The 26,619-nt window shown below is 47.2% G+C and carries 22 protein-coding genes and 1 pseudogene; 12 read left to right on the plus strand and 11 right to left on the minus strand.

Features of this window, described 5'->3' with window-relative positions:
- Positions 1 to 39 precede the first annotated feature (39 nt).
- The gene (gene putA / locus CA267_RS06250) at positions 40 to 3,843 is read right to left on the minus strand and encodes a bifunctional proline dehydrogenase/L-glutamate gamma-semialdehyde dehydrogenase PutA (protein ID WP_075608282.1); all 3,804 of its coding nucleotides are present in this window, start codon (positions 3,841 to 3,843) and stop codon (positions 40 to 42) included.
- 362 nt (positions 3,844 to 4,205) lie between these two features.
- Here putA and CA267_RS06255 point away from each other — a divergent pair.
- The 11 genes and pseudogenes from CA267_RS06255 (at position 4,206) to rpoS (ending at position 14,433) form a co-directional block, all read left to right on the plus strand.
- A pseudogene (locus tag CA267_RS06255) lies at positions 4,206 to 5,833 on the plus strand (methyl-accepting chemotaxis protein).
- A 160-nt stretch (positions 5,834 to 5,993) separates the two neighbouring features.
- The gene (locus CA267_RS06260) at positions 5,994 to 7,709 is read left to right on the plus strand and encodes a TIGR03545 family protein (RefSeq protein ID WP_075608281.1); all 1,716 of its coding nucleotides are present in this window, start codon (positions 5,994 to 5,996) and stop codon (positions 7,707 to 7,709) included.
- Positions 7,710 to 7,915: 206 nt separating this feature from the next.
- Positions 7,916 to 8,206: a cell division protein FtsB gene (ftsB, locus tag CA267_RS06265; protein WP_075608280.1), complete on the plus strand. Its 291-nt coding sequence runs from the start codon at positions 7,916 to 7,918 to the stop codon at positions 8,204 to 8,206.
- Positions 8,207 to 8,208: 2 nt separating this feature from the next.
- Positions 8,209 to 8,922, plus strand: a complete 714-nt coding sequence (ispD, locus tag CA267_RS06270) for a 2-C-methyl-D-erythritol 4-phosphate cytidylyltransferase (protein ID WP_075608279.1) — start codon at positions 8,209 to 8,211, stop codon at positions 8,920 to 8,922.
- Between the two features lie 8 nt (positions 8,923 to 8,930).
- Complete coding sequence (gene ispF / locus CA267_RS06275; RefSeq protein ID WP_075608278.1) at positions 8,931 to 9,407, plus strand: 2-C-methyl-D-erythritol 2,4-cyclodiphosphate synthase; 477 nt, start codon at positions 8,931 to 8,933, stop codon at positions 9,405 to 9,407.
- Positions 9,404 to 10,489 carry a tRNA pseudouridine(13) synthase TruD gene (gene truD, locus CA267_RS06280; RefSeq protein ID WP_075608277.1) on the plus strand — a complete coding sequence of 362 codons (1,086 nt, stop codon included), beginning with the start codon at positions 9,404 to 9,406 and terminating at the stop codon, positions 10,487 to 10,489. Before ispF ends, truD begins: the two co-directional genes overlap by 4 nt.
- On the plus strand, positions 10,486 to 11,238 hold the full coding sequence (gene surE, locus CA267_RS06285) for a 5'/3'-nucleotidase SurE (RefSeq protein ID WP_075608276.1): 753 nt from the start codon (positions 10,486 to 10,488) through the stop codon (positions 11,236 to 11,238). Before truD ends, surE begins: the two co-directional genes overlap by 4 nt.
- 37 nt (positions 11,239 to 11,275) lie before the next feature.
- Positions 11,276 to 11,911, plus strand: coding sequence for a protein-L-isoaspartate(D-aspartate) O-methyltransferase (locus tag CA267_RS06290; RefSeq protein WP_075608275.1), 636 nt, complete (start codon positions 11,276 to 11,278; stop codon positions 11,909 to 11,911).
- A complete protein-coding gene (locus tag CA267_RS06295; protein WP_075608274.1) occupies positions 11,908 to 12,486 on the plus strand; it encodes a YqaA family protein in 579 nt (192 codons plus the stop codon). Before CA267_RS06290 ends, CA267_RS06295 begins: the two co-directional genes overlap by 4 nt.
- Position 12,487: 1 nt before the next feature.
- Entirely contained in the window at positions 12,488 to 13,363 is an 876-nt protein-coding gene (locus tag CA267_RS06300; RefSeq protein WP_075608273.1) for a peptidoglycan DD-metalloendopeptidase family protein, read from the plus strand.
- Between the two features lie 71 nt (positions 13,364 to 13,434).
- The gene (gene rpoS, locus CA267_RS06305) at positions 13,435 to 14,433 is read left to right on the plus strand and encodes an RNA polymerase sigma factor RpoS (protein WP_083638300.1); all 999 of its coding nucleotides are present in this window, start codon (positions 13,435 to 13,437) and stop codon (positions 14,431 to 14,433) included.
- A 95-nt stretch (positions 14,434 to 14,528) separates the two neighbouring features.
- On the opposite strand, the gene CA267_RS06310 is transcribed toward rpoS, so the two are convergent.
- The 6 genes from CA267_RS06310 to rplU all read right to left on the minus strand — a co-directional run bounded on the left by CA267_RS06310 (position 14,529) and on the right by rplU (position 20,242).
- Entirely contained in the window at positions 14,529 to 14,711 is a 183-nt protein-coding gene (locus CA267_RS06310; protein WP_075608272.1) for a hypothetical protein, read from the minus strand.
- A 145-nt stretch (positions 14,712 to 14,856) separates the two neighbouring features.
- Positions 14,857 to 17,496, minus strand: a complete 2,640-nt coding sequence (locus CA267_RS06315) for a DUF2339 domain-containing protein (RefSeq protein ID WP_075608271.1) — start codon at positions 17,494 to 17,496, stop codon at positions 14,857 to 14,859.
- A gap of 215 nt (positions 17,497 to 17,711) precedes the next feature.
- A complete protein-coding gene (gene folA, locus CA267_RS06320) occupies positions 17,712 to 18,215 on the minus strand; it encodes a type 3 dihydrofolate reductase (RefSeq protein ID WP_232367605.1) in 504 nt (167 codons plus the stop codon).
- A gap of 11 nt (positions 18,216 to 18,226) precedes the next feature.
- On the minus strand, positions 18,227 to 19,393 hold the full coding sequence (cgtA, locus tag CA267_RS06325) for an Obg family GTPase CgtA (RefSeq protein WP_075608270.1): 1,167 nt from the start codon (positions 19,391 to 19,393) through the stop codon (positions 18,227 to 18,229).
- Positions 19,394 to 19,657: 264 nt separating this feature from the next.
- Entirely contained in the window at positions 19,658 to 19,915 is a 258-nt protein-coding gene (rpmA, locus tag CA267_RS06330; RefSeq protein WP_075608269.1) for a 50S ribosomal protein L27, read from the minus strand.
- A gap of 15 nt (positions 19,916 to 19,930) precedes the next feature.
- Positions 19,931 to 20,242 carry a 50S ribosomal protein L21 gene (gene rplU / locus CA267_RS06335; protein WP_075608268.1) on the minus strand — a complete coding sequence of 104 codons (312 nt, stop codon included), beginning with the start codon at positions 20,240 to 20,242 and terminating at the stop codon, positions 19,931 to 19,933.
- Positions 20,243 to 20,742: 500 nt separating this feature from the next.
- Here rplU and ispB point away from each other — a divergent pair, with 500 nt between their 5' ends.
- The gene (gene ispB, locus CA267_RS06340) at positions 20,743 to 21,717 is read left to right on the plus strand and encodes an octaprenyl diphosphate synthase (protein ID WP_075609969.1); all 975 of its coding nucleotides are present in this window, start codon (positions 20,743 to 20,745) and stop codon (positions 21,715 to 21,717) included.
- A 282-nt stretch (positions 21,718 to 21,999) separates the two neighbouring features.
- Here ispB and CA267_RS06345 read toward each other — a convergent pair whose 3' ends face one another.
- From CA267_RS06345 to CA267_RS06355, 4 genes are all read right to left on the minus strand, one after another.
- Positions 22,000 to 22,722: a ZIP family metal transporter gene (locus CA267_RS06345; RefSeq protein WP_075608267.1), complete on the minus strand. Its 723-nt coding sequence runs from the start codon at positions 22,720 to 22,722 to the stop codon at positions 22,000 to 22,002.
- Between the two features lie 14 nt (positions 22,723 to 22,736).
- Positions 22,737 to 24,056, minus strand: coding sequence for a Xaa-Pro dipeptidase (pepQ, locus tag CA267_RS06350; RefSeq protein WP_075608266.1), 1,320 nt, complete (start codon positions 24,054 to 24,056; stop codon positions 22,737 to 22,739).
- A 57-nt stretch (positions 24,057 to 24,113) separates the two neighbouring features.
- A complete protein-coding gene (locus CA267_RS19110) occupies positions 24,114 to 24,239 on the minus strand; it encodes a hypothetical protein (RefSeq protein ID WP_269748479.1) in 126 nt (41 codons plus the stop codon).
- A gap of 75 nt (positions 24,240 to 24,314) precedes the next feature.
- Complete coding sequence (locus tag CA267_RS06355; RefSeq protein WP_232367606.1) at positions 24,315 to 26,387, minus strand: transglycosylase SLT domain-containing protein; 2,073 nt, start codon at positions 26,385 to 26,387, stop codon at positions 24,315 to 24,317.
- Positions 26,388 to 26,619: the final 232 nt, after the last annotated feature.

Consider the following 26,619-nt stretch of genomic DNA (forward strand, 5'->3'; position numbering starts at 1 on the left):
GCGTAATTATCACGCCCTTTTTTATTGCAGCAAAACCCCTTATTCGTCTTCTTCGACAAGCGTCATTAATGATGTGTTTCCGCCCGATGCAGTGGTATCGATGCTAATGGTCTTCTCGGTCATTAATCGTTGGATTAGGTTGTCATTATATTCTGCGGTAATTACCGGCAAAATAGACCCACCTTCACGGGATGACAACATCGCAGCGATTTGCGCGGTACGTTCAGTGCTGGAATCCACCACTACCCCCGCCAGATTTTTATCCATTAATAACGAGTCCAGGTGTTGCAACCGCGCTACCTGAAACACCCCTTTTGGCGCCCCAGTAGATTCAAATTTCTTCTGAAACTCCAGCGCTTCTTCGAAGAACTCTTCTGAGACTACTGATACCACAACGTTACCTGTTGCCAGTGCGGTCACAATAGAAAGCGTCCAGTATTCAAATTGCACACTTTTATCCGCAAAACAGACCAAAATTCCCCGTGGTTCGAGGTAAAGTTTGTTTGACTCGCCAGTGGGTCCTGGAAGCTGAACAGGTTTACCCAGCTTGCGTTCGATACTGGTTAACTGTTGACGTGACGTCGCCAGCGTGCGGTTTAAATCATCAGCTAACTCTTCAACAATTTCGACTTTCGCAATTTTTGCCAGTAACTGACGCACCATCGATAATCTGTCGTTCAGCGCAGTGTGACGCCACTTTGCTTCAACATCCAGTGCGGTAGACATTAACCGGGATGCGGCCTTTTCTTCTTTTGCAGAGCCAATAAGAGCGCTGTCCAGGTGCTCTATATCTTCGACCTGCGAAGGTTTAGGTGTGGCGCGTTCTGCCATGAGGCGACGAAGGTAGTTCGGCCCACCTGCTTTAGGGCCTGTGCCGGACAAACCGCGACCGCCGAACGGCTGCACGCCAACAATTGCGCCAATCATATTGCGATTGATATACACATTTCCTGCGCGACTTTTCGCAGCCAGTTCGTAGGCTCTGTCTTCAATACGCGAATGAATTCCCATCGTAAGACCGTAGCCGGTACTATTGATTTGTTCTACCACCTTATCAATGTCTTTTCCTTTAAACCGCACGATATGAACTACCGGCCCGAAGATTTCGCGCTCCAGCACATCAATGCTGTCAATTTCATAAAGCGTGGCGGGGAAGAAAGTGCCTTTTTCAGTAGATTCCGGCATTTTGGTGCGATAAAGCAATTTACCTTTGCCTTCCATAAATTTCTCATGGTCCGTCAGGCTCTTTAGCGCTTTGTCGTCTATTACCGGGCCGATATCAGTGTGTAAGTGCGCGGGATCGCCCACTTCAAGCTCTTTCATGGCGCCAATCAACATGTGCGTTAGTTTGTCAGCAATATCTTCCTGTGCAAACAACACGCGCAAAGCTGAGCAGCGCTGTCCTGCGCTCTGAAAACCGGAATGTACGACATCATCAACAACCTGTTCTGGCAGAGCAGTAGAATCAACAATCATACAGTTCTGTCCGCCAGTCTCGGCGATTAACGGTACCTGCTCGCCGCCTCTGCCAGCCAAAGTCTGAGATATCAGAGTGCCGGTTTGTGTAGAGCCGGTAAACATTACCGCTTTAATCCGATCATCCGGAAGTAACGTGCTGCCAACCTCTTTCCCTGGGCCGATAATTAACTGCAACGCTTCTTCAGGCAAGCCTACTGAATGCATAATTTCAATGGCGCGCTTCGCAATAATGCTGGTTTGCTCAGCGGGTTTGGCGATAACGGTGTTACCTGTAACCAGAGCTGCGGAAAGTTGACCGATAAAAATTGCTAACGGGAAGTTCCACGGGCTAATACATAGCACCACGCCCCGAGGTAGCAAGCGATGATCTTCATCAAGTTCTTGCGCCCGAGCAGCATAATAACGAAGGAAATCGACGGCTTCCCGAACTTCATCAATACTGTCCTGCGTCACCTTACCGGCTTCACGAATACAGATAGAGATAAGTTCAGCCATATGCCGTTCAAGAGCATCGGCGCTGCGAACAAGAATTTCTGCCCGTTCCTGTACCGAACGTTTTGACCAGGCTCCAAATCCATCATGCGCGATGTCCAGAGCTTTAAGCATGTCTTCTTTAGTGTTGTAAATGTGATAGCCGACAAAATCGTTTCGATCAGTAGGGCTAACGACCGGCGTTGCGCCTTCTGGTATCTGGCTTTGATCAACTTTGTAGTGCTGCTTCCAACGGACTAGCTCGTGCAACAAGGCATTTACGGCGTTGACGTCGGTTAAGTCCAGCCCGCGGGAATTATGTCGCTCGGGAGCGTAGAGTTCCCGTGGTTTTTTGATCTGCACGTTGTAACGGTGTTTAAGGCGCTGAGTTTTTTCTACCGGATCTTCAAGTAGCGATTCCACCGGTTTATTGTCATCGACAATGGCATTTACAAATGAAGAGTTGGCCCCGTTTTCCAATAAACGGCGCACAAGATAAGCCAACAAGTCTTCATGCTCACCCACAGGGGCGTAAACACGGCACTGAATTTTATCTTCGGTTACCACCTGATCATAAAGGGTATCCCCCATGCCATGCAGACACTGAAACTCGAAACCGTCTTTATCATCACCTGCCAACTCGATAATTACCGAGGCAGTATAAGCATTGTGAGTGGCAAATTGCGGGTAAATCGTGTCGCGGTAATCCAGCAACTTATTGGCGCAGGCGTGATAAGAAACGTCAGTAGAAGACTTACGGGTAAATACCGGAAACTCTTCAACGCCAGCTTGCTGAGTTAACTTAATCTCGGTATCCCAGTAAGCGCCTTTAACCAGCCGAACCATCATGGTACGGCCTGTTTCAAGCGTCAGCTTACGGATCCATTCGATAACATGAATAGCGCGTTTCTGGTAAGCCTGCACCGCAATACCAAAACCGCTCCACCCTTCCAGATCCGGATCGCGAAATACATTTTCAATGACATCTAAAGAAACATCCAGCCGGTCGGCTTCTTCCGCATCAATGGTAAGGCCTATGTCATATTCTTTAGCCATAACACACAAAGCTTTAAGTCGCGGCGGAATTTCTTCCATCACGCGCTTATGATGTAAAAACTCGAATCTGGGATGAATAGCCGAAAGCTTGACAGAGATTCCGGGAGAGCGTTTTGGCCCGCGGCCATTGGCGGCTTTACCAATTTCTTTAATGGCGCTCACGTAGGCATCATAAAAGCCTTCTGCATCTTCCATGGTGCGGGCAGCTTCGCCCAGCATGTCGTAAGAATAAACATAGCCTTTTTTTTCTTTTTCCTTGGCCCGCTCAACAGCGTCTTCTATCGTTTCGCCCATAACAAACTGGCGACCCATGACCCGCATGGCAATATTCATCGCCCGCCGTATGACGGGTTCCCCCATCCGCCCAAGCGTTTTCTTCAATAAACCGAACTGTTCGCTTTTACGCTTGTCAGCGTAATTCACCATGTTGCCGGTGAGCAGCAAGCCCCAGGCAGATGCATTAACGAACAAGGAATCAGAGTTGCCTAAATGAGGTGTCCACTTTCCCTGGGATAACTTGTCGCGAATGAGTTCATCCTGGGTGCGTTGGTCGGGAACCCGTAACAGGGCCTCCGCCAAACACATCAGCACTACCCCTTCGGCAGTAGAAAGCGAATATTCGTTTAGCAGTGCATCAACACCGCCGTGGCCTTCCTGCTCGCGACGAATTTGCAGTACCATCTTGCGGGCACGCTCCCAGGCTCGACTGCGGGCACGGGGGTTAACTTCTGCTACAGGTAAAATTTGATCAATGGCAAGCGACTCATTAATTCGATAATGGTCGCGGATACGTTGCCGAATTGACGTCAAGGTGTTGAGGTTGTCGTGAGTGAGCATTAATACCCTTATCTAATGTATCTGGCCGAAAAATATACTGCAATTATCTTCAGTTATTCCAAATGCTACTGCATTTCTGAGTGATGATTATGCAAACTCCGATTAACAAGAAGATGAACAGCTAGTTAGCTGTTTTAACTCTCTAAACACAGTTGTAGATCATGCAAACAGTGAGAATCCGCGGATACTAGCATAAATTTGACCGCCTAAAATCCCTTAAATGTACAAGTTTTTAAGAGTGAATTTGTAACGCTATATTGGCAAGCAATCTGGCAGGCAGCGAAGCTTAGCTCTGGTCGAAATCCGAACTTTTTTCGTCTTGCCGACTACACTTATTAAAAATAATTAATGAGGTGCTAGCAATGTTGTGGTTAAGACGTTTTAGTTTGAAGCAACGTTTAGCAATGATTGTCGCTCTTGTCGTAGTCATTTTGTTGATCTTAACGTCGGTAATGCTCAACCGCCACTATGATGCGCAGAAAGAAAAGGCCCAGGAAGAAACCATGCATCTGGTCGAAGTGGTTCATACCCTGTTAGGGGCTTTTGCAGAGCAGCAGCGTGCAGGTTTACTTTCCGAACAAGAGGCCCAGGCTCTAGCCGCTGTTAACGCGCTACGCTATGACAGTGACAACTACTTTTGGATTCAAAGCGATCTTCCCGCCATGATCATGCATCCTTTTAAACCTGCACTTAATGGCCAGGATCTGAGCGCCTTCAAAGACGGCAATGGAAAGCTGTTTTTCAAGGAAATGGCTACCCTGGTTAACCGCGAAGGCGGCGGCTTTGTGCCCTACGTCTGGCCGCTTCCCGGAGAGGAAACCCCTACCGCAAAGATTTCTTATGTAAAACGTTTCGTGCCGTGGGGCTGGACTATCGGAACGGGTATTTATTTAAGTCGCCTGGACGCCTCTTTCGCCCACATGAGAAATATTTTCATCGTCTTTGGAATTGTCAGCGTGGTTTGGTGATTGTGGCGGCTTCCCTTATTGGTCGCAGCGTTGTACAACCGCTGTAAGAAGTCACTGAGCGCATGAAAGATATTGCCCTGGGAGAAGGCGATCTTACTCGTACATTGTCTGATGAAGGACAGGATGAAGTAGCTCGTCTTTCGCGTTATTTCAACCGGTTTGTCAGCAAAATGCGTGTTTCCCTGGTTGAGGTAAAAGGTACTGTCGAGGAAGTATCAGAAAACGCGGGGCTACTTGCCGCCGCCAGCCAGAGAAGCAATGCACAGTCTGAATCCCAAAGCAGCAGCACGTTTCAGGTGGCGTCAGCGATGGAACAAATGACAACGCAGATTCACGATGTAAGCAGTCATGCGATGACAGCGGATAAGGCTGCGGTATCTGCTCGACAAAATGTCAGCCTGGGCACGGCTGCCGTTAAGCAAACCGTGGCGCAGATAAACTCACTCACTGGCAATATTGAGTCGGTCAGTACCGTGGTAACGCAGCTTGCCCAGCAAAGCGAAAAAATAGGGCTGGTGTTAGATGTCATTCGCGGAATTGCCGAACAAACTAACCTGCTGGCATTAAATGCCGCCATTGAAGCTGCCCGCGCGGGTGAACAAGGAAGAGGATTTGCGGTTGTTGCTGATGAAGTTCGTACTCTGGCCTGCAGAACCGGCCATAGCACCGACGAGATCCGCGCCATGATTCAACAGTTACAATCCGGTGCTCAGGCTGCCGTCGATGCTGTGCAAATAAGCCAGGCGGCAGCAGGCAGCACTGTTGATAATGCCACGGAAGCCAACAACACGTTGCAAACGCTGGACAGCCTGATTGCGGATATATCTTCCATGAACAGCCAGATAGCCCGCGCTACCGAACAGCAAGCTGATGCGGCTAATGAAGTAAATCTGCGGGTAAATGAACTTTCTGATTCGGCTGAGGATAATCTTTCCACTGCCGCAGAATTAGCCACAGCGAGCGACGCGTTGGAAAAAAGCGCTACGGTTATGCACGAAATTGTCGAACGTTTTAAACTGTAAATAACTCACGCTACGCCGGAACAAAAAAAAGCTGGCCCGACGTTCACCACGACAAACCACTAATGCGGCGCAATAGCACTACGACAATTGCGTCGCTACAACCCGGTGTCGTAGACTAGGGCGTTGAGGTTAGGTCAAACACCTGCACAAGGAGTGAATAATGAGCAAAAGTAAAGGGTTTCGTAAGCGTTATATAGCGCTGTTGTTTCTCGTTCTGATTATTGTGGCATACCTGCTTTTTGCCAATCCCATTATTAAAGGCATTCTTGAATCCAAACTTTCAGAAGCTTACGGTGCACAGGTAGATATCGGTGAGTTTGACCACAGTCTGTTTCCTGTTGGCGTACAACTGTATGATATCGGTATGACCGATGCAGCGCAGCCTGACCGCAATCAAGTCGTGATAGGCACCGCCAAAGCCGACGTTGAATTACTGCCCCTGCTATCTGAACGCATCGTGATAACTCAATTGGATATGCTGGATGTAAAGTTTGACCAGGCTCGCCAGACGCCAGGAGAAGTTTATCGTCAGCCAACTCATGCTCTTTCTTTTGAAGAAATTAAAAATAAGGCAAAAGAAGCCATTCCCACTGTAGACGAGCTGCTGGCGCGTTCGCCGCTACAGACAACAGCCGCCGTCCAGCAGGCTCAGAAAGTGTATTCTGTCTACGCTGAAGGGTTACAGAACGATTATCAGACACTGCCTGATCAAACCCGCCTGAACTATTACAAAGACCAGATTAAACAACTTCAGAGCATTAATTATAAAGATCCTCAGGTTCTGCTCGGCGCCAAAGAGACGCTGGACAATCTGAAAGTCGAAATGAGGCAAGACAGGGAAAAAATTACTACATTCACCGCAAAAGCCAAAGATGCTAAGCAAGCGCTTAGTGAAAGTGTGGCCATGCTAAAGCAGGCGCCAAAAGAAGATTATGCTCTGTTGAAAGGCGTTGTTGCTGGCGATCAGGCTGCGCTGCAACAAGTTACTCAGTTTGTTTTTGGGGAGAAAGCCGCCGAGTATACCGAATATTTGATGTCGGCAATTCAGATTGTGCTGCCGCTGATTCAGGGCGATGACCGCGCTCCACAGGAGGCCGGAGGGGAAATGCCTTCTATTCTTGTAAGGTTGGCGAATGTGTCGGTCAGCTGGAAGGACGAACGCATTAACAGTGTCTGGAAAAATATTACCAATACGCATCCTTTAGTTGGCGAGCCCACCACTTTCACTATTTCTGCTGCCGGCCAGTTATTAAAGCAATTTGAATCCTTCGGCCAATTCTGGATAGACGACAACGGTGTAGATGCCAGCCAAAGCTGGAATTTAGCGGGCGTAGATTTAACCGATATTCCTTTTGCCAAAGATGAAAAGCTTTCCGCCGCATTGCAACATGCTCTTCTTAACACATCGGGTTCGCTTTCGGTTACGAATGATAGGCTATCAGGAACCGGGGAAATAAACCTTACCGATTTGGCAATGCAGGCAACTGGAACAAATAACGTTACCACCGCCATCGCCAACGCGTTGGCGTCGTTAACCAGCTTAGCGATGACGATGACGCTTGATGGCACTGTCAATAATCCCGGTTTCCGTATTAAATCAGATTTAGACAACAAACTGGCGCAGTCTGCATTAATGCAACTAAGCGCATCGCAACAAGATAAGCTGAACGAGTTAACCACCAAACTCAATGCCATGGTAGCTAACCAGCAAGATGCGGCATCGTCTCAATTGGTAGATATAAACAAGATACTGAACCTTGCCCAAAGCGATAGTGCCGCACTTGACGAATTATTAAAAACGCAACTCTCCGGAGTAGTAAATAATCAAAAAGAAAAACTGTTGGAAAAGCTGAAAAAGAAAATTAATCAGAGTTAGGATGATCGGCATGATTGGCTGGCGACAGGCCAATCATGCCGTTGTGCTGGCAAAGTCTAAGGCCTGTTCGCACTTGCTATCCGAATTTTGCTATAAATAACGAACCCTTCTGCCAGCGCACAATTGAACAGCAAACGTCAACAGGCCCTAGGCAGGGACGAACTTAGACGGCATAATACATCCAGAATAAAAAACAGGTGGCCGTTGTGTGGCGAGATAAATGGGTTCCAATCGTACTGCTGATATTGCTGGGTTTACTGCAATATCGGCTGTGGTTGGGTAAAAACAGCATCCTTGATTATGTCGCTTTAAAAAAAGAAGTGCACACTCAGTCTCTTCATAATGCCAACCTTAACCAGCGCAACGTGTTGCTGAAAGCCGATATCAACGATTTAAAAATAGGCCTTGAAGCCATTGAAGAACGCGCCCGCAACGAGTTGGGTTTGATTAAAGAAGGAGAAACCTTCTACCGGATCCTTCCAGCCGAAAACGATTGATCATGAAGAACCAGCAGACTGTTGTCGCAGTAGTTCCCGCCGCAGGCGTAGGAAGCCGTATGCAGGCTGACCGCCCAAAGCAATATTTACTGCTGAATGGCAAAACCATCCTCGAACATACGCTCAATGCGTTGATTTCTCATCCTGCGGTGTCCCGTGTGGTGGTGGCTATCAGCGCCGACGACCCCTACTTTTTTAGCCTTCCGGTTGCAAATGCACCCTGGTTAACCGTGGTTACCGGCGGAAGTGAGCGTGCTGACTCGGTACATGCTGCTGTAATCACGTTATGCGAGCATGAGTGGGCGCTTGTGCACGATGCGGCCAGGCCGTGTCTTGACCACCATGATATCGATAACCTGCTTATGGTTATCGAAGATAGTAAAGTTGCTGGCGGCATACTTGCCACACCGGTGCGCGACACCATGAAGCGGGCGCAGGTGTCAGGAGGAGATCCAGTAGTAAGGCATACAGAGTCTCGTGAGAATCTGTGGCATGCTCTGACGCCACAACTCTTTCGCGCTGGCGAGCTACGGCAGGCGCTGGCAGAGGGGTTTAGCCAAGATCTGGCAATTACAGATGAAGCTTCAGCTATGGAAGCTGCCGGTTACCGCGTGGCTTTAATTGACGCCAATCCTGCAAACATTAAAATCACTCGTCCGGCAGATATGCCATTGGCTGCTTTTTACCTGCAGCAGATTTCACTACAGAATCAATAAGGAATTTTATGCGAATTGGCCACGGCTATGATGTTCACAAATTTGGCGGCGACGGCCCCATTATCGTCGGTGGCGTCAGTATTGATTATGAACAGGGGCTTCTTGCTCATTCTGATGGCGATGTGTTAATTCACGCACTTTGTGATGCCTTACTAGGTGCGGCCGCAATGGGCGATATCGGCAAACATTTTCCCGACACCGACAGCGCCTTCAAAAATGCAGATAGCCGTGTGCTACTGCGTCATGTGGTCAGTTTACTAAAAGACCGCGGTTACATCTTAAGCAATGCCGATATGACCATAGTAGCCCAAGCGCCTAAAATGGCGCCCCACATTGATGCCATGCGTGAACGACTTGCCGCAGATTGTGATACTGCTATCGCTAATATTAATGTAAAAGCTACGACGACGGAAAAGCTCGGTTTTGTTGGGCGTAAAGAAGGTATTGCTGCTCACGCTGTTGTACTGATTGAGCATGTAGCGTGAAAAATTTATCTACTCAACATTGGCAATACGTGTGGGACGAGCCTGTAGCCACTGGCGCCTTCAAAACACGACCTGAGGACTTTCAGGTAATTGAAGCTTTGGGCTACGAACCTGCTGGTGAAGGAGAGCACCAGTTTTTGTTTATCGAAAAAGTTAACCTCAACACCGCGTTTGTCGCTGAACAGCTTGCCAAATTTACTGGACTGCCACTTCGCAACGTAACGTACGCAGGACGTAAGGACAAATTTGCCCTTACCCGGCAGTGGTTTGGCCTTCACGCTCCGGGAAAGCCGAATTTTGACTTCTCTGGCTTCACATTGCCGGGGGTGAAGATTTGTCAACACAGCCGACACAACAGGAAGTTGAAAACCGGGCAATTACAAGGCAACGACTTTGTTATCACGCTTCGCCATATTACCCAGCCTGCCACTATTATTCAGCGGCTTGAACGTATCAGCAGTCACGGCGTTCCAAACTACTTTGGTGAGCAACGCTTCGGCGTGATGCGGGTAGATGAAAACGGCAAACGTCAGGAAGGCGGTAATTTGGCGCTGGCGCAACGGATGGTGGCAGGCGAAGCTATCCGCAATCGCAACAAGCGCTCTATGGCACTGTCGGCACTACGCAGTTGGCTGTTTAATGAGTGTATTTCTGTGCGCATTGGACAAGGTGACTTTGACAACATACTTGCCGGAGATGCCCTGATGCTCAAAGGCTCCAATAGCTTTTTTATTGAAGACGGATCCGACACCACAGTGAATACCCGATATCAACAGCAGGATCTGGCGCCTACAGCACCACTTTGGGGCCAAGGCAAATTGGCAGTGACTGCGCAGGCTTTAGCGTTAGAATCCACTATCACTGCAGCTTTTCCTGAGGTAACACAATATCTGGAGCAGGCAGGGCTAAAACAGGAGCGCAGACCCATAAAAATTTGGCCTGAGCGCCTTGAATGGCAACTTGTTGATGATACATTGACCCTTTCTTTTGGTTTGCCAAGCGGCTGTTTTGCGACATCTGTGTTACGAGAATGTGTGCAACTGATGGATCCGCCGCAAACTCATTTACCGGAGTCTTTATGAAAATACTATTGAGTAACGACGATGGCGTGTTTGCTAAAGGTATTATCACGCTTCACGCCGCACTGGCGAGTGAACACGATGTTACCGTGATCGCACCTGACCGCAACTGTAGCGGCGCCAGCAATGCCCTTTCACTGCACCAGCCGTTACGAATTCAGCAGATGGAAAATGGCTTCTACTCGGTCAACGGAACGCCTTCCGATTGTGTTCATTTGGGCGTCAACCGATTTTTAGAAGAAGAGCCAGACTTGGTGGTTTCTGGTATTAATCACGGTGCCAATCTTGGCGATGACGTGGTTTATTCTGGTACTGTTGCTGCGGCAACGGAAGGCCGGTACATGGGGTTACCGGCTATTGCAGTTTCCCTTACCAGCCATCAAGGCGAGCATTTTGAGACGGCTGCGCAGGTGGTAATGGATATAATTCGAAAATTGCAGCATCATCCTCTGCCAGCCAATCAAATCTTAAATGTGAATGTACCTGATGTTCCTTATGATTCGCTTAACGGTGTAAAAATTACTCGTCAAGGCCGCAGACATCGGGCAGAAGCCATGGTACAAAGTACCGATCCATTTGGCCGCGTAATTTATTGGTACGGCCCCGCGGGCGGTGAACAGGATGCTGGCCCAGGTACTGATTTCAACGCCATTGCCGAAGGATATTGTTCCGTTACACCACTTAGCGTAGACATGACGGCTTATCAAAGCCTGGATGAAATGAAAGAATGGTTATCCAAGAACCAAAACTAAAAATACGTTTCGTACTTACAGGAAAGCAAGCACTGCTATGAGACCATCGAGAAAAGGGGAATTACTCGCTGAACTGCTCTTCAGGGAAGGAGTGAAAAACCAGCGGGTACTGAATGCTATTGCGTCAACACCGCGTGAGATCTTTTTACCCGATGCTTTACGCCATAAAGCCTATCAAAATACAGCGCTTCCTATTGGTCAGGGGCAGACAATATCGCAGCCTTACATAGTCGCGAAAATGACCGAGTTGTTGTTAAAGTCTCCCAACCCACCGCAAAAGGTGCTGGAAATTGGCACGGGCTCAGGTTTTCAAACAGCAATCCTTGCACAACTTTTCAACCATGTTTATTCGGTGGAACGTATTAAGACGCTGCAGTTCCAGGCTAAGCGGCGCATGAACCAACTTCATCTTCATAACATTTCCATGAAGCATGGTGATGGGTGGAAAGGCTGGGCTTCCAAAGGTTCTTTTGATGCGATCATTGTTACTGCGGCAGCCAGTCACCTACCTGAAGAGCTGTGCGCGCAATTAAGTGAGGGTGGAAGACTGATTATTCCGGTGGGGCACGAGCAGCAATCACTGTTATGTATTGACCGTATAAACGGAGAATTTCAAACCGACACAATTGAAGCAGTACGGTTTGTACCTTTAATAGCAGGAGAGCTAATGTGAGAATATTCCAGGCGTGTTATGACTTAGCGATACGGTGGTCAAAGCATCCTCATGCCACCCGTTATTTGGGGGCTCTGAGTTTCGCTGAATCTATGTTTTTTCCTATTCCTCCGGACGTCATGCTAGCGCCAATGTCTCTTTCTCAACCCACTCGCGCGTGGCGTTTTGCATTATTGACTACTATCGCTTCGGTGTTAGGTGGAATAGGCGGTTACCTTCTTGGCTTCTTTACTTTCGAAGCTTTGATACAGCCTTACGTAATGTCAGTTGGATATGAGTCAAAACTTACTACTGTTATGGAATGGTTTGAACTTTACGGCGTATGGATTGTTTTTCTGGCAGGCTTTTCCCCTATTCCCTATAAAGTATTCACTATCAGCGCCGGCGTCTTACAAATGGCAATTCTGCCTTTCATTTTAGCGTCGGTTATTGGCAGAGGCGCCAGGTTCTTCTTAGTGGCAGCATTAATGCGTTGGGGCGGAGCACCAATGGAAGCAAAGTTACGACAGTATGTGGAAGTATTGGGTTGGGCCGTTGTCATAATTGCGATAGCTGCCTATATAATCCTTAGGTAGCATGGCATTTTCAGGTGTCTCCTCAGCCTACAGAGCCCTGCAGCTTTTAATTGTCTTAGGGGCGTTAGGTGGTTGTAGCAGTGATCATCGCCCCGCACCAGTGGTGTTACTAAACAGCCAACCTGACGTTGCCGATGAAGGGTACAGCGGTGATACGTATACGGTAAAATCCGGAGATACCTTATTCGCTATTGCCTGGTATACCGGCAACGATTATCGTGATATTGCGCGTTATAACAACTTACGCGCTCCCTACTCTATCTACCCCGGGCAAACACTGCGGGTAGTCGCACCACGAACAGCTAAGTCACCCTCTTCTTCCGCCATAAAAGGCCGTAGTGGTCCGACCTCGACGAAGAAATCTACATCTGTTGTTGACCCACAAAATAAGCAAGCGTATGGTGAAAGTGAAAATAATGTTAACAACCAGAGAGTTAAGGCGGTTGAAAATTCGGCAAAAAATGTCGCAAAACAATCGCCCTCTTCTTTCCCAGCCACTGTCCAACAATGGGTTTGGCCGGCAAAAGGAAAGTTGGTTGGCACTTTCAGCAAGGTAGAATCTGGGAGTAAAGGAATAGAAATAAGTGCTCCACACGGCACTCGCGTAAATGCCTCAGCAGCGGGAAAAGTGGTGTACTCAGGCAACGCTTTAAGAGGGTATGGTAATTTAATTATTATTAAACACACCGATTCGTTCTTAAGCGCGTATGCACATAATGATACTAACATGGTGAAAGAACAGCAGTGGGTGACAGCCGGTCAACAAATTGCCACCATGGGTAAAAGCGGAACAGATTCGGTCAAACTTCATTTTGAAGTTAGGTATCGCGGGAAGTCGTTAGATCCTCTGCGGTACCTGCCAAAAGCGAAACCTTAACAATAAACAATAATAAGAAATTCAAAGGAGCGAACATCATAAGGTAACCATACAGAGCAGGAGATGCAGTTGTGGATCAACTAAAAACCACTGTAATCGAATCAAATTTTCGTAAAGAGGATAACGCTGTCGCCGTGCCAGATGCAGTAAAGGCTGACGCAACCCTGAACGATGACCTGGATGATTCAAATGAAGACGTACTCTTCAACCAGGAAGAGCTTCCCAAAAACCTCGATGCCACCCAGCTTTACCTCGGTGAAATCGGATTTTCCCCCCTACTAACCGCAAAAGAAGAAGTATACTTTGCCAGACTCGCGCTTAAAGGTTGCGAAGCATCCCGCAAACGCATGATAGTAAGCAATCTCCGTCTGGTTGTTAAAATCGCACGACGTTACAACAATCGAGGGCTGGCGCTACTTGACCTCATTGAAGAAGGAAACCTGGGACTCATTCGTGCTGTCGAAAAATTTGATCCCGAGCGAGGATTCAGATTCTCAACCTATGCCACATGGTGGATTCGTCAGACCATAGAACGTGCGATTATGAATCAAACACGCACGATTCGCCTTCCTATACATGTGGTTAAAGAGCTGAATGTTTATTTACGTGCAGCAAGGGAGCTGTCTCAGCAACTGGATCATGAGCCAACCGCAGAAGAAATTGCTTTTGCTCTTGATAAACCTGTTGATGAAGTAACGAAGATGTTGAGGCTCAATGAGCGTATTACGTCTGTTGATACGCCAATTGGTGGAGAGAACGATAAAGCGCTGCTGGATATTTTGGCTGATAGTAAAGAATACGGTCCTGAGGAAAACCTTCAGGATACCGATATCAAGTCAAATATCATTCACTGGCTGGAAGATCTTAACCCTAAACAGCGCGAGGTATTAGCGCGCCGCTTTGGTTTAATGGGTTATGAACCTTCAACGTTAGAAGATGTAGGCGCTGAAATTGGTCTTACCCGTGAGCGTGTCAGGCAGATTCAGGTGGAAGCGCTGCGCCGTCTGCGGGACATGTTAGGCCATCAAGGGCTGACACTGGAAAACCTGTTCGATCAGATGGGTGAATAATTGCCCTTCGTTTTTCCTGGTTTAGGAGAAGTGGTTTTAAATTCTATCGCTAAGAAACCGCCAACATGAGCGGTTTCTTTCTTAACTACCAGAATCTATATTTTCTGAGCCGACAGCCATGACGCAAATTGTTTAGCGATTTTTTCGGAACTGAAGTTAGCGCTTGAGCTTCCGGTAGCGTCCTGATAAGTCACCGTAGTCTCGTTGATGCTGATACCACTAACTGGTGGTTTGACTGTAATTAACTGGCCATCTATCTCCACTTCTTCAATATTCATCTTTTACATCCTCGTAATGCATCTATGGTTCTACTAAAATTGCCGCCCCAGCGGACAGGTCATAATCAGCGCCACAAATAATTCAGATTGAAACGCGAAGCTTAAACTTCTCACATAGCGATCATCGCGCTTCGACAACAATTTATTACAGTGGTAACTCCGCTTCGGATTCTTTCTTATCGCTATTGTTTCTGAATTTCTGAAATAACCATCCCAACGCGACCAGACACAGCCCTAGTCCAATGAACGAAATAGCGCGGTAGAGACCTTCCAGATTAGCCATATCAATGAGAAACGCTTTTAAAATAACAGCGGCTAAAACACAAAATCCGGCGTTAATTACACGCTGTAACTGGCGGCTTTGGGCCCAAAAAAGCGTAATTGTAGCGATACATAACCAAACAATTGAGTAGGTGTATAGTTCAGCTTGCCCTGGAGGATTTAGCAGCACCACAAAGCCGTCGTTAAACGCCGCGCGTATTTCACCATTAATATATAAAAAAGCCAGTATCACAAAAATTGCCTCAACAGTGCGTTTCAATCTCACAGGCAGTAGTTGGAAATAGAGAATGGTACCTAATAACACCGCTGGTACTGCCCATAATGGCAATAACCAATTAAGCAATAACGGTTCGCCGACGGATATTGGTTCAAAGTAGGGATTGCTGTTCAAAAGAATGTCGATGTGAAGTAGTCCGCCCAACATCAACAACAAGCCACCAAAACTTTCATAAAGCAGCCGCAAACGAGTTAATTCGTTTGCGCGCCATAAATAAACCACCGCCAAAATCCACCAGTTCAGGGCCAGAATGATGGTCTCTTTAAAGCTCAAATCTGCTGGATTGGAATAATGCCCCACTAATGCATAGGTCGTTTCTGTAGTAATAAGTAACGCCACCACATGCAAAAACATGCCCGTGAGCCAGGGTTGAAGTTCTGAGGACGGATTAAACCTTTTCGCGACAGCAATAGTGATTAACACTAAAGGATAAACCACGGCGGTCCAATGCACCGACAAGATCTCTTCGTCCGTATAAAACTCCAGCCAGGGCGCAATCGTTAAACGAACGGCGACCACCGTTAGCGCTATTTTATAAAGCCAGTCAGGCAATGTCAGTTGCGCCCGATTTGATATGTAGCTCATTGCCGCAATTTGCGCAGTGAACGCCAGCGTCAACACGCTTGCAGAAAGGAACATTGTCAGGCACAGGGTTAAGCATCCGTTAGCCAAAATGGTATAACAGACGCGTGGCAGATTTGTCTTGGTTTTCATTCCGGCCAACGATGCTCCAATGGCAATGAGAGCCAATTCCAGCGCCCAAAGTGGATAAAGCGTATCTTCCATTGCATCAGTGGAGAGTGTATAGCTACACCCGTACAGCAGCAACGGCGCCAGCACCAGCAACAACAGAAAGCTGCTCCTTCGAGGAAACTGTCTGAGCATCCAAATGCAGTAAGCCAATGCTGCGATAACTGAAATCTGAATAAACAAATAGCTGCCTTGAAAGGCCATCTGCAATTGTTCTCCATTTTCTATTGATGATAGAAACGGGAACGAAAAAAGAGCGAACGCCAGCATAAGAAAAGGCCAGCCGTCAAAAATGCTGTGTCGTTTAGGTAGGAGTAAATACACGCATGCGAAAACGAGATTTGAGGCAATGACGTGACTATCTACCGGATTAAAAAGTAAAAAAATTCCCATACCCAGCAACGGCAGCACTCCGCCCCATTGCGCTTTACCAAACATAATCAGCCGTTTACTGGTGACCGGGCTAATTTGCCGATGTTGCAGCCGCCACCCTAACGTCGGCAACAGCGCAAACAAGTAAATCGTAAACAGACTCAGCAACACTAAAGCCCAAAAGTTATCTGACGTTGCTACGGTGGTGAAAAACCACAGAAAGTGACCGCTCCAACTTAACCACCACAACCAGTTTCTTTTTACTGATTCCGCCACCCAGATTGCCGAAGCAGAAACCAAAGCAAGGTACCCTACCAAGATCATAATGTTGTCGGAATCGCCCGGTACCAGAGCAGGCACTGCATAGGCTCCAATTAATCCGATACACGCCAGCAACGGGCCGAATCGTAAAGCAAGGTAGCTGGCCGTTAAAGAAACAATGGCTAGCAGCGTAAATGCGACTGTAGGTACCAGGAATGTGTAATAGTTGAAAGAGACCAGTATCAAGGCATAGCAGGTGATCACGCCCCCGCTGGCGAGCGCCGCGCTGACGTACGGAGAGTGAATATCAAATCGCTTTTTATGTCGTTCCAAATATTCAGCCACGACAATCAGGGCAATGCCAAAAATTCCGCCGATAGATACTCTGGCAGCGGCGGATAAAAGCCCTGTTTCAATAGAATATTTTGCTAAAAATATTCCACCAAAGGCTAGCACTAGCGCGCCAAGCCATAACAGACCATTGCCGTTAAGGAAGCGTTCCAGATCCAGAAATATGGCTTTAGAAGATTTGCCCGAGGTTGAAGGTTTTGCTTTCTTACCTGACTGTAAAGCTGGCGATATAGGAGCTACTGGCAAGGACGGCAGGTCTGCTGGCCTTTTCTCCAACACTTCCGGTTTCACTGAAGTGGGATCAGTGGCCGGCTCAGGCGATACCGTTTGCTGCTCTTTAAGTTGACCAATTTCCTTTTTCTGAACCGCTACTTCTGCTTTTAGTCGCTTTACCTCTTCAAATAATACGTTGATTTTTGATTTATTTCGAAACGTGAGAGCAGCCACTACGACTAAGAAGAAGTAAAAAAGAAACCCGATTTCCGAACCCATTTTAAAATATTCCTTTTTCACAGGGCGAAAGGTATTAGTAACCAACAAAGTGACAGTCTGCGTTAAGTACACGATGAAGACAAGTAAGCGAATAAGCAACTTAAATTCGGGTTGAGTAGGAATCGACTGTCAGCTTATTTTGCTGCTATTGAAACCGGGATAGAATACTGCCGGTCGGTGCTGTTACTAAACCAAAGGAGATAAAAGAGCGCGTCTTAGCTGACGCGCTCAAAGGTCACAAATTCATAATGGTACGGATTATTGTCATCTGGACTAAAAGCTTCTCTCGCCGTTTCGTTCCATTTTCCTTGTGCGAGATAGTCGGGAAAATAAGTATCACCTTCTACCGCTAAGTCAATAAATGTAAGATAAAGCGTATTGGCTAATGGCATAAATGCTTCATATATTTTGCCGCCACCAATCACCATGATTTCTTCATCGTGAGGCGTTAGCGTCATGGCTTGATCTATTGCATCATCTGGTGTTGGTACTACACAGGCATCAGGTAGCAAAAAACCCTGCTTTGAAGATAGTACAATATTGGTTCTGCCGGGTAACGCTTTGCCAATAGAATCGTAGGTTTTTCGTCCCATAATAATAGGCTTACCCACAGTTTTCTGCTTAAAATGGCGCAAGTCGGCGGGCAAACGCCAGGGCATACCATTGTCTGCACCAATAACTCTGTTGTGAGCCATAGCGGCAATCATTGCAATTTTCATTGTGCCTCCGGCTATTTTTTGTATTCTACTTCGACGTCGTAGTCGTCCTCATCCCAATCATCGTCATCCAGGTCGTCTTCTACATCATGTTGAGCTGAAGTGGCATCTTTGCGGTATGTGTCCCACTTAAACTCGATATCTTCTGGTGACTCTTCTGGTTGAATATCTACAGGAAGCGTCTCAATATAGTTCATTGCGTCGCGACACAACACTTCAACACCCAGTTTCTGATACGCCGAAATCTGATAGACAGGCCCCTTCCAGTCCAGTTTTTCAACTATGCTTTTAACCAGCTCTTCCACTTCCTCTTCTAGCAGCAAATCAACTTTGTTGAACACCAGCCAGCGCGGTTTACTTGCCAGTTTAGGGCTATATTTTTCTAACTCAGCCACAATTGCTTTGGCATTTTCAGCAGGATCGCTTTGATCCATCGGCAGTAAATCGACTATGTGCAGCAATACACGACAACGCTCAAGATGCTTCAGAAACCGTATTCCCAGGCCCGCGCCATCGGCAGCACCTTCGATTAACCCGGGAATATCAGCAATAACAAAACTGCGTTGAGCGTCCTGACGCACCACACCTAAGTTAGGTACTAAGGTGGTAAACGGATAATCTGCTACTTTTGGCTTAGCCGCAGAAACAGAACGAATGAAAGTAGATTTACCCGCATTCGGCATCCCTAGCAAACCGACGTCGGCAAGTAGCATCAGCTCAAGCTTAAGATTACGAATTTCGCCCGGTGAGCCGTCCGTTTTCTGTCTCGGTGCGCGGTTGGTACTGCTTTTAAAACGCGCGTTACCCAAACCATGAAAACCGCCCTGGGCGACCTTCAGTTTTTGTCCATGACGGGTGAGATCGCCCAAGGCTTCTCCGGTGTCGCTATCGGTTGCCCGTGTACCCACAGGTACACCTAAAACCAGATCCGCGCCACCGCGGCCAATGCAATTACTGCCTTGACCGTTTTTACCGCGCTCAGCACGATGAAAACGTTCAAATCGATAGTCAATCAACGTGTTAAGGTTTTCGTCAGCCTGCAGATAAACACTGCCGCCGTCTCCACCGTCACCACCATCGGGGCCGCCTTTGGGGATGTATTTTTCCCGTCTAAAGCCAATAACGCCATTGCCGCCATCACCGGCTTCAACTCGTATATCAGCTTCGTCTACAAATTTCATTTCTTACTCCGAGTCACTAAGACCTGTCTGTTTTTTTACTGTATTGGCACGTTCTTGGGCCGAAGGATCAGACAAAGGATTAGCCTTCTGAACGGCCTTAATGCTCTTACAAGTTTACACTATTGCTACGAATTCGACATGGGAATCCGATTTTAAAAAACCATGCTTTGGCAGGCAATGCACAATTAATCTCTGTCCATCAAACGCAAAAAACCCCGCAAGCGCGGGGTTTTCCTAGCCTGTTCGGCGTAGAGCTAGTCGCGCTTATTCGGCAACAATGCTCACGAACTTACGGTTGTTAGGTCCTTTTACTTCAAACTGAACCTTACCGCTTTTCAGGGCGAAAAGAGTATGATCTTTCCCAATACCCATGTTATCGCCTGCGTGGAAGCGCGTTCCACGTTGTCTTACAATGATGTTACCTGCAAGTACAGATTCACCACCAAAACGTTTTACGCCAAGTCGTTTACTTTCTGAATCACGACCGTTTTTGGTACTACCACCAGCTTTTTTATGTGCCATGTGTTCGTGCTCCTCTTATGCGCTAATGCCAGTAATTTTCACTTCCGTGAACCACTGACGATGACCCATTTGCTTACGTGAATGTTTACGACGACGGAATTTTACGATTTTAACTTTATCGCCGCGACCGTGATTAACAACCTCAGCAGTCACTTTTCCACCAGCAACAAAAGGCATACCGATTTTAACATCGTCACCGTTGCTAACCATCAAAACATCACCGAATTCAACGCTCTCGCCCGGCGCGACTTCGATTTTTTCTAAACGAACGGTCTGGCCTTCAGCCACACGGTGTTGTTTACCGCCACTTTGGATAACCGCGTACATATCTTACTCCGCTCTGCGTCACTTGACGCTTCTTAATTCAAAAAACAGGGCGCGAATTGTACGTGAAACATCCCCGAATCACAACCCCGGTTTACATAATATTTGATTATTTTTCGGACGAAACAGATTTCGTTTTATTTCGCCATAACCGAACCGGTTAACCCTTTGAAAAAAAAGCCATTATTATCTTTAAAATTGGAAACCGGATTTGGGATCTGTGGAGCCTCAGGGAGACTGGATCTGTCTGATCCCGCGAAATTTACTACCAATCTGAATTCAATTTCTATCGCCACTGAACGTTCAGGATGAGGATGACAAAACTCTCTTTTTACCTAAAAATCCTTTCATAAAGCCTGGTCAAAAGCACTGTTTATTAACGTTTTATCGGCGAAAGAAAGTAACTCACGGCTTTTTAGAATGACAAGGTGGATACCGCAGCATATTCAGGTACAATCAGCCATCTGTTTTTTCTCTGGTATGAATAGCTTCCACCTATGCAAATGGACTTAGAAAAAATTCGCGACCTGACGTCAGCGGACATGCACGCCGTAAATCAACTGATTCAGCAGCAGGTTGATTCTGAAGTGGCGCTAATTAATCAACTGGGCTTTTATATTGTAAACAGCGGTGGCAAGCGGTTGCGGCCGTTATTGTCCGTATTGGCCGCAAGAGCCATGGGAATTTCTTCAGAACAGCATCATACCCTGGCTGCGATTATCGAATTCATCCATACTGCCACATTGTTGCACGATGATGTTGTTGATGAATCTACCCTCAGACGTGGCCGTGAAACAGCAAACGCGATTTTTGGCAATCAAGCCAGCGTGTTAGTTGGAGATTTTCTTTATACCCGGTCGTTTCAGATGATGGTAAGCCTGGATAACATGCGGGTGATGGAAATTCTGTCTGAAGCGACTAACCAGATAGCAGAAGGCGAAGTATTACAGCTAATGAACTGTAATGACGCAAACACCACAGAAGAACGTTATTTCGACGTGATCTACGGTAAAACTGCGCGACTTTTTGAGGCTGCCACTCAATTGGCTGCCGTGCTTACAAAGCAGCCTAAAGCTATTGAAGTCGCCATGCAGGAATACGGCAAACACCTGGGCACCGCATTTCAATTGGTAGATGACATAATGGATTATGCCGCTGATGCAGCGGAAATGGGTAAAAATGTTGGTGACGATTTGGCTGAAGGTAAGCCGACTTTGCCACTGTTGTACGCTATGTGGCACGCTGAAGTGTCTAGTGATAAAGAATTAATTCGTGAAGCGATAGAAAAAGCCAACGGCCTGCCCCACTTGCGCCGTATTCAGGACGTTATGGCAAATACGGGCGCACTGGAATACACCCGGCGATGCGCTGATAAGGAAGTGGAACTTGCTGTCTCCAGTCTTAGCGTAATTCCCGATTCAGAATACAAGCAGGCATTGATTTCTCTTGCTTACATTGCGGTGGAGCGCACAAAATAACCTGAGGTAGCTTCACGACTGAGGGTAAAACGTTAGCTGTTTGCAGACACTACCCCAACTAAAGAAGCTAGCCTGCGCTACCGCTCACGATGGTAGATGAACAGTAGCTACACCGCTGTATGAATTTTCAGGTATGGCTGGCAATTATTACTGATACACCTTAAACAAGTTCTGCCTTCGGCCTCTATCTTCAAAAACGTGGTACTTGGTTTAGCAAGTTTGCTTTACCTGCCTGGAATCTGCAGCACTACACGTTCTACAAGCTGTAGAATCTTCCCACCTTCAACCGCCTTCCACCATAAAACCCACCATACCAATTAAAAACCCTATAATTCCTCCCATCGGCGGTAGCCACCGCTTGTTCATGCGGATTTGTGGCGCTATATCCTGAAATACTGAGTAGAGAATTCCGCCGGCAGCAAATAACATAATGCCGCCGGTCCACACCGGATAGTGCGATAACCAATAGTAACCTACCAGCGCCATTAGCGGCCCCAGCAATGCCAGCATAGTAAATTTTCTGATCAGGTTTTTTGGGCGTCTGGGCCCTGCCGATTCCATTTCACGATAAGCGTTAAAGCCCTCAGGAAGGTTTTGAACTGCTATTAATAAACCCAGCAACACGGTTCCGCCGCCACCCAAAGCGACGGTTGTGCCCAAAGCAATAGATTCAGGAATGAAATCGCCCAACATAGCGGCGAGTTGACTCGCTGGCGTATTATGCGCTGCGAGATACATATCAAGGGCCATAAAAAAAAGTGCGCCGCCAGCAAAGCACAAAGTCGCTGTAAAAGGTGAATGGTGCTTGATACCATCGGGCACCAGCACGAGCGCAACAGCCGAAATTAATGCTCCCGCGCCCAATGCAATTACGCCGTGCCTGATTTCCTGTTCAAGCCAACGAGGCTGGATACGATCTATCGATGCTAATAATGCTCCGGCAGGCATAGCCATGCCTGCAATGGTAGCAATAAGAACCAAAGTAAAGATTTGTTGATCAAGCATCGATAGGAGCCTCGCTATTTCAGGCCAAGATCTCGCGTCATATTCTCGTTGCGGTCTCGGTGAACAATAATATTGTCTTCTATTCGAATACCACCAAAGGGACGGTAATGATCAACGGCAGCCCAGTTTACATACTTTGACGCTGACGAAGATTTTAAATCGGCAAGCAGGCTATCGATAAAGTATAGACCGGGTTCAATTGTATAAACGTGTCTGGCCTCAACTAAACGGGTACAGCGCAAAAATGGATGATCTTCTGGCGCTGGTTTCGGTGTGCCCCTATCATCGTTAACCAATCCACCTACATCATGAACTTGCAGCCCTAAAAAATGGCCAATACCGTGAGGGAAAAAGGTACGGGTAATGCCCTGTTCGACGATTTCCTCGGGCTTCAGGTTTACTAATCCCGTATCACTCAGAATTTGCGCAATGCCATCATGGGCCAATAAATGGATATCGGTATACGCAATGCTGGGTTTCAATGCTTCACCCAATGTGACGGTCACTTTATCCACTGCGGCGATAAGTTCAGCAAAACGATTATTTTGTTTACTGTAAGTACGCGTTATATCTGCGGCATAGCCATGATAACTGGCGCCAGCATCAATGAGAAAAGAACGGGATTCAGCGGGGGCCTGTGTATCGCACTGCATGTAATGCAAAATAGAAGCGTGCTCGTTTAACGCAATGATGCTGGTGTAGGGTACATCGTTGTCGCTTTGGCGAGTAGCTGCACTATAGGCCAGATTTATATCAAATTCGTTTTTACCTTCTAAAAATGCAGCTTGCGCGGCTTTATGACCAGCGACTGCCAGTTTATTGGCTTCGCGCATACAATCCAGTTCGTAATCTGTTTTACAGGCCCGCTCATAATGTAGATAGTGAAGTGCGCGATCCGGATTAATATTTTCAAACCCTAACGCTTTTGCCACTTCGATATATTCACCAATATAAGCAAATTTCTGTTTATCATAAGGCAAATATTTTTCAACTGCATCGGGCTGTTTAAGCAGTACGATATCAAAGCTGTCTGCCCAAAATTCTGAAGGTTCGGGCGGAACCTTATGCCAAAAATCCACAGGCCGATAAAATATTAGCTTGGGCTTATCCTCACCATTGACTACCAGCCAGCAATTAGGATTATCCACCACTGGCAGCCATGCTTTAAACTGAGGATTTACCTTAAACGGATAGTGGTTATCGTCGAGAAACAACCGTTTGCTTTGGCCTGAATGGATGACAAGGCCTTCCAGCCCATCACGTTGCAAGGCTTCCCGGGTGCGAGCCTGTAAAACCTGTATATGTTCCTGAAAATTTGCTGAATGTTGTGTCATAGATCCTCTTCTTCTTCTGTTGTAAGCTGTCACTGTACAACACCGTTTCTGTCTTAGTTACGTACCTTGAACCGGAATAAACGCGTACCCTACCTCTTCAATCGGGTTAAAGCTCAAATCAGCGAAGGCAGGATGCGTTGCGGCAGTATCAATATGTGAAACAATAATGTCGCTCATTGCCATAGTTTATCATGCCAACCAGGGAATGCGCGGCAAATGGTAAACCCCCAGAAAGTACCGTCTTTCCCGGTTACCTTATTATTTAGGCGCCAACTGCACAGTACTGTTACCTTGAGCATTTGATAGGGCTTCAGCAGAGGGAATATCTGTGGTTGCCAACTGTGGAAACAGTTCGCTCGGCGTGCCTAGCTGGTGCTCGTAGATATAACGGTAAGCCAGCACTGCCTTCACATAATGACGGGTTTCGCGGTAGGGAATATTTTCAATCCATATATCGGTGGGTAAGCTGTTGCTCTCTGGCAACCATTCCAATACACGGCGCCATCCGGCGTTGTAAGACGCCGATACAAGCACAGGATTGTTATTCAGCTTATCCATAAGATAACGCAAATACTGCACGCCTAACTGGACGTTCTGATCGGGTTCAAACAGTACGTTGCGGTTTAATTTTTTGGCAGCGAGATAATGAGCGGTGCCAGGCATTAGTTGCATTAAACCGGTAGCTCCTGCAGGAGAAACAGCGTCAACCATAAAGGAGCTTTCTCGTCGAGCGATTGCCATGGCGAACGCAGGCTGAATATTATACGTTTGCCCGATACTGGAAAATTGTGTGGCGTACGCTAACGGGAACCTTTTATCGATGTCGTCCATATAACCGCTTTGGGTAAAGCTGATAATGGCTTGGTCGTACCAACCCCACTCGCTGGCCAGTAAGGCGGCATCTTTAATACTGGCGCTGTCAAGATGAGTGATAAGGTAACGCCACTCTCTGCGGGCGTCAATCAATCGCCCCATCTGCAAAAACTCATAAGCCCGTTGAGCGGCCGGTAAAGCTTCAATTTGCTCCATCGCCAATTGATCTCTTGGCGTAGGCGTATGTAGAATTTCAGGTTTTTTTCCTGCCTTGGCACTGGCCATAAACCCGTAGTAGTGTCGTTCGCCTGAGAGCCGCTCGTACAGAGGAGCCGCCTGTTCTGGAACGCCCAAAGCTTCGTAGGCCCGGGCTCGCCAGTACATAAAGTTGTCTTCGTTCTGACGGGCGGGACTCGCCGTTTCAATTACGTTTAACACACCCTGCCAGTCGCGGGCCCGCAGCAAATATGCCATATGCCAACGTTTGACATCTTCGTCGGCCTCTTTTACGTCTGCGCGCTCAAGCCATTCCAAAGCATTGGGTTGGTTATCAATAGCCAAACTTAACGCAATAGCACGATGTAAAGCATTAATTTGATGAGGATTAAAAACACCTTTGGGAGCCCAAAGGTAATAACCCTTTGCCGCTTCATCGGGACGCTGCCAAGCCAGCCGGTTCAGCCCATAGGTCATAATCCGCGCTTCATAATTCGGATACCGTAACGGAAAGGCTGTTTGACGCAGCACAGTACGAGGATTATTCAAAACCGCCTTCCATAAGTCGGCTATATACTGATGAGAAGCAGGCAATTTGCGCTGCAAGTAAGGAATTAACTTTGGATTTCCAGAGGTCGCGGCTTTTTGCAAACGCGCCAACACTAATTCAGTAGTGAGCATGCCGGCAGCTTCCCATTGTTTAAAAATGGGATCGCAGGCATCAGGTTGAGATTGGCCGCTTAGCCATAATTTCTCAACTTTGCTTAACCAATAGTTGGGATCAGTGGCATCCTGAAGCTGGTATTGAAGATAATAACAGGTAATTTCAGAATCCATGCCGTCTCGATAACTTGCGAGAAACGCCGACTGTTGTTTGTTTTGGGCAAGATAGCGCAGCCAGCTTGAGCGCAAACCGTAGGTAAAGGGCTGGCCATCAAACTGGGCTAAAAAGGCTTCTACCTGATCGCGGTGTTTGATAGTCAAATCACGATATAAACGCTGGCGAACAAGATACGGATATAATGAATAATTTTGTAGCGCTTCAAATTCAGCATCCAGCGACGCTAACCGCGACCCAGGGGTGTGCCGAATCGCTTTTTCCAACGCTTCAAACTTTTCGCGTTGCGTTGAATCATCATCTATCGGCAGAAGTTCGGCTGCGCCTGCCATACCAAAGACGCATAACCACAACAACACCGCCGTGAGCCAGCAGAGAAATTTTTTCTGTTGTAATAGTTCATTTACTAGCATCAATGCCATCCCGTCAGAAAAGCCCTGAAACACCTGCACGCGCGCAGTCATTCGTCAACCGGTAGTGTATTGACTAAATCCGTGGCAAGTACTGCCTACGTATGAATAGAGCTGCCAAGATTATCGGCAGAAGAGCAGCTTGATTTAACGGAATATTAAAAACAACCTGCGGTGGAATTTTTTATTAGGATTGGTTTTCACCACTTTCTACTACCATTATACAAACAAGTACAACGAATTCGAGCTTGATTTTCAACCTCTGCGTCACCAACTCAAGTAAAAT

Origin of the sequence: Alteromonas pelagimontana (assembly GCF_002499975.2) — a bacterium.
In the GTDB taxonomy this organism is placed as follows: domain Bacteria; phylum Pseudomonadota; class Gammaproteobacteria; order Enterobacterales; family Alteromonadaceae; genus Alteromonas; species Alteromonas pelagimontana.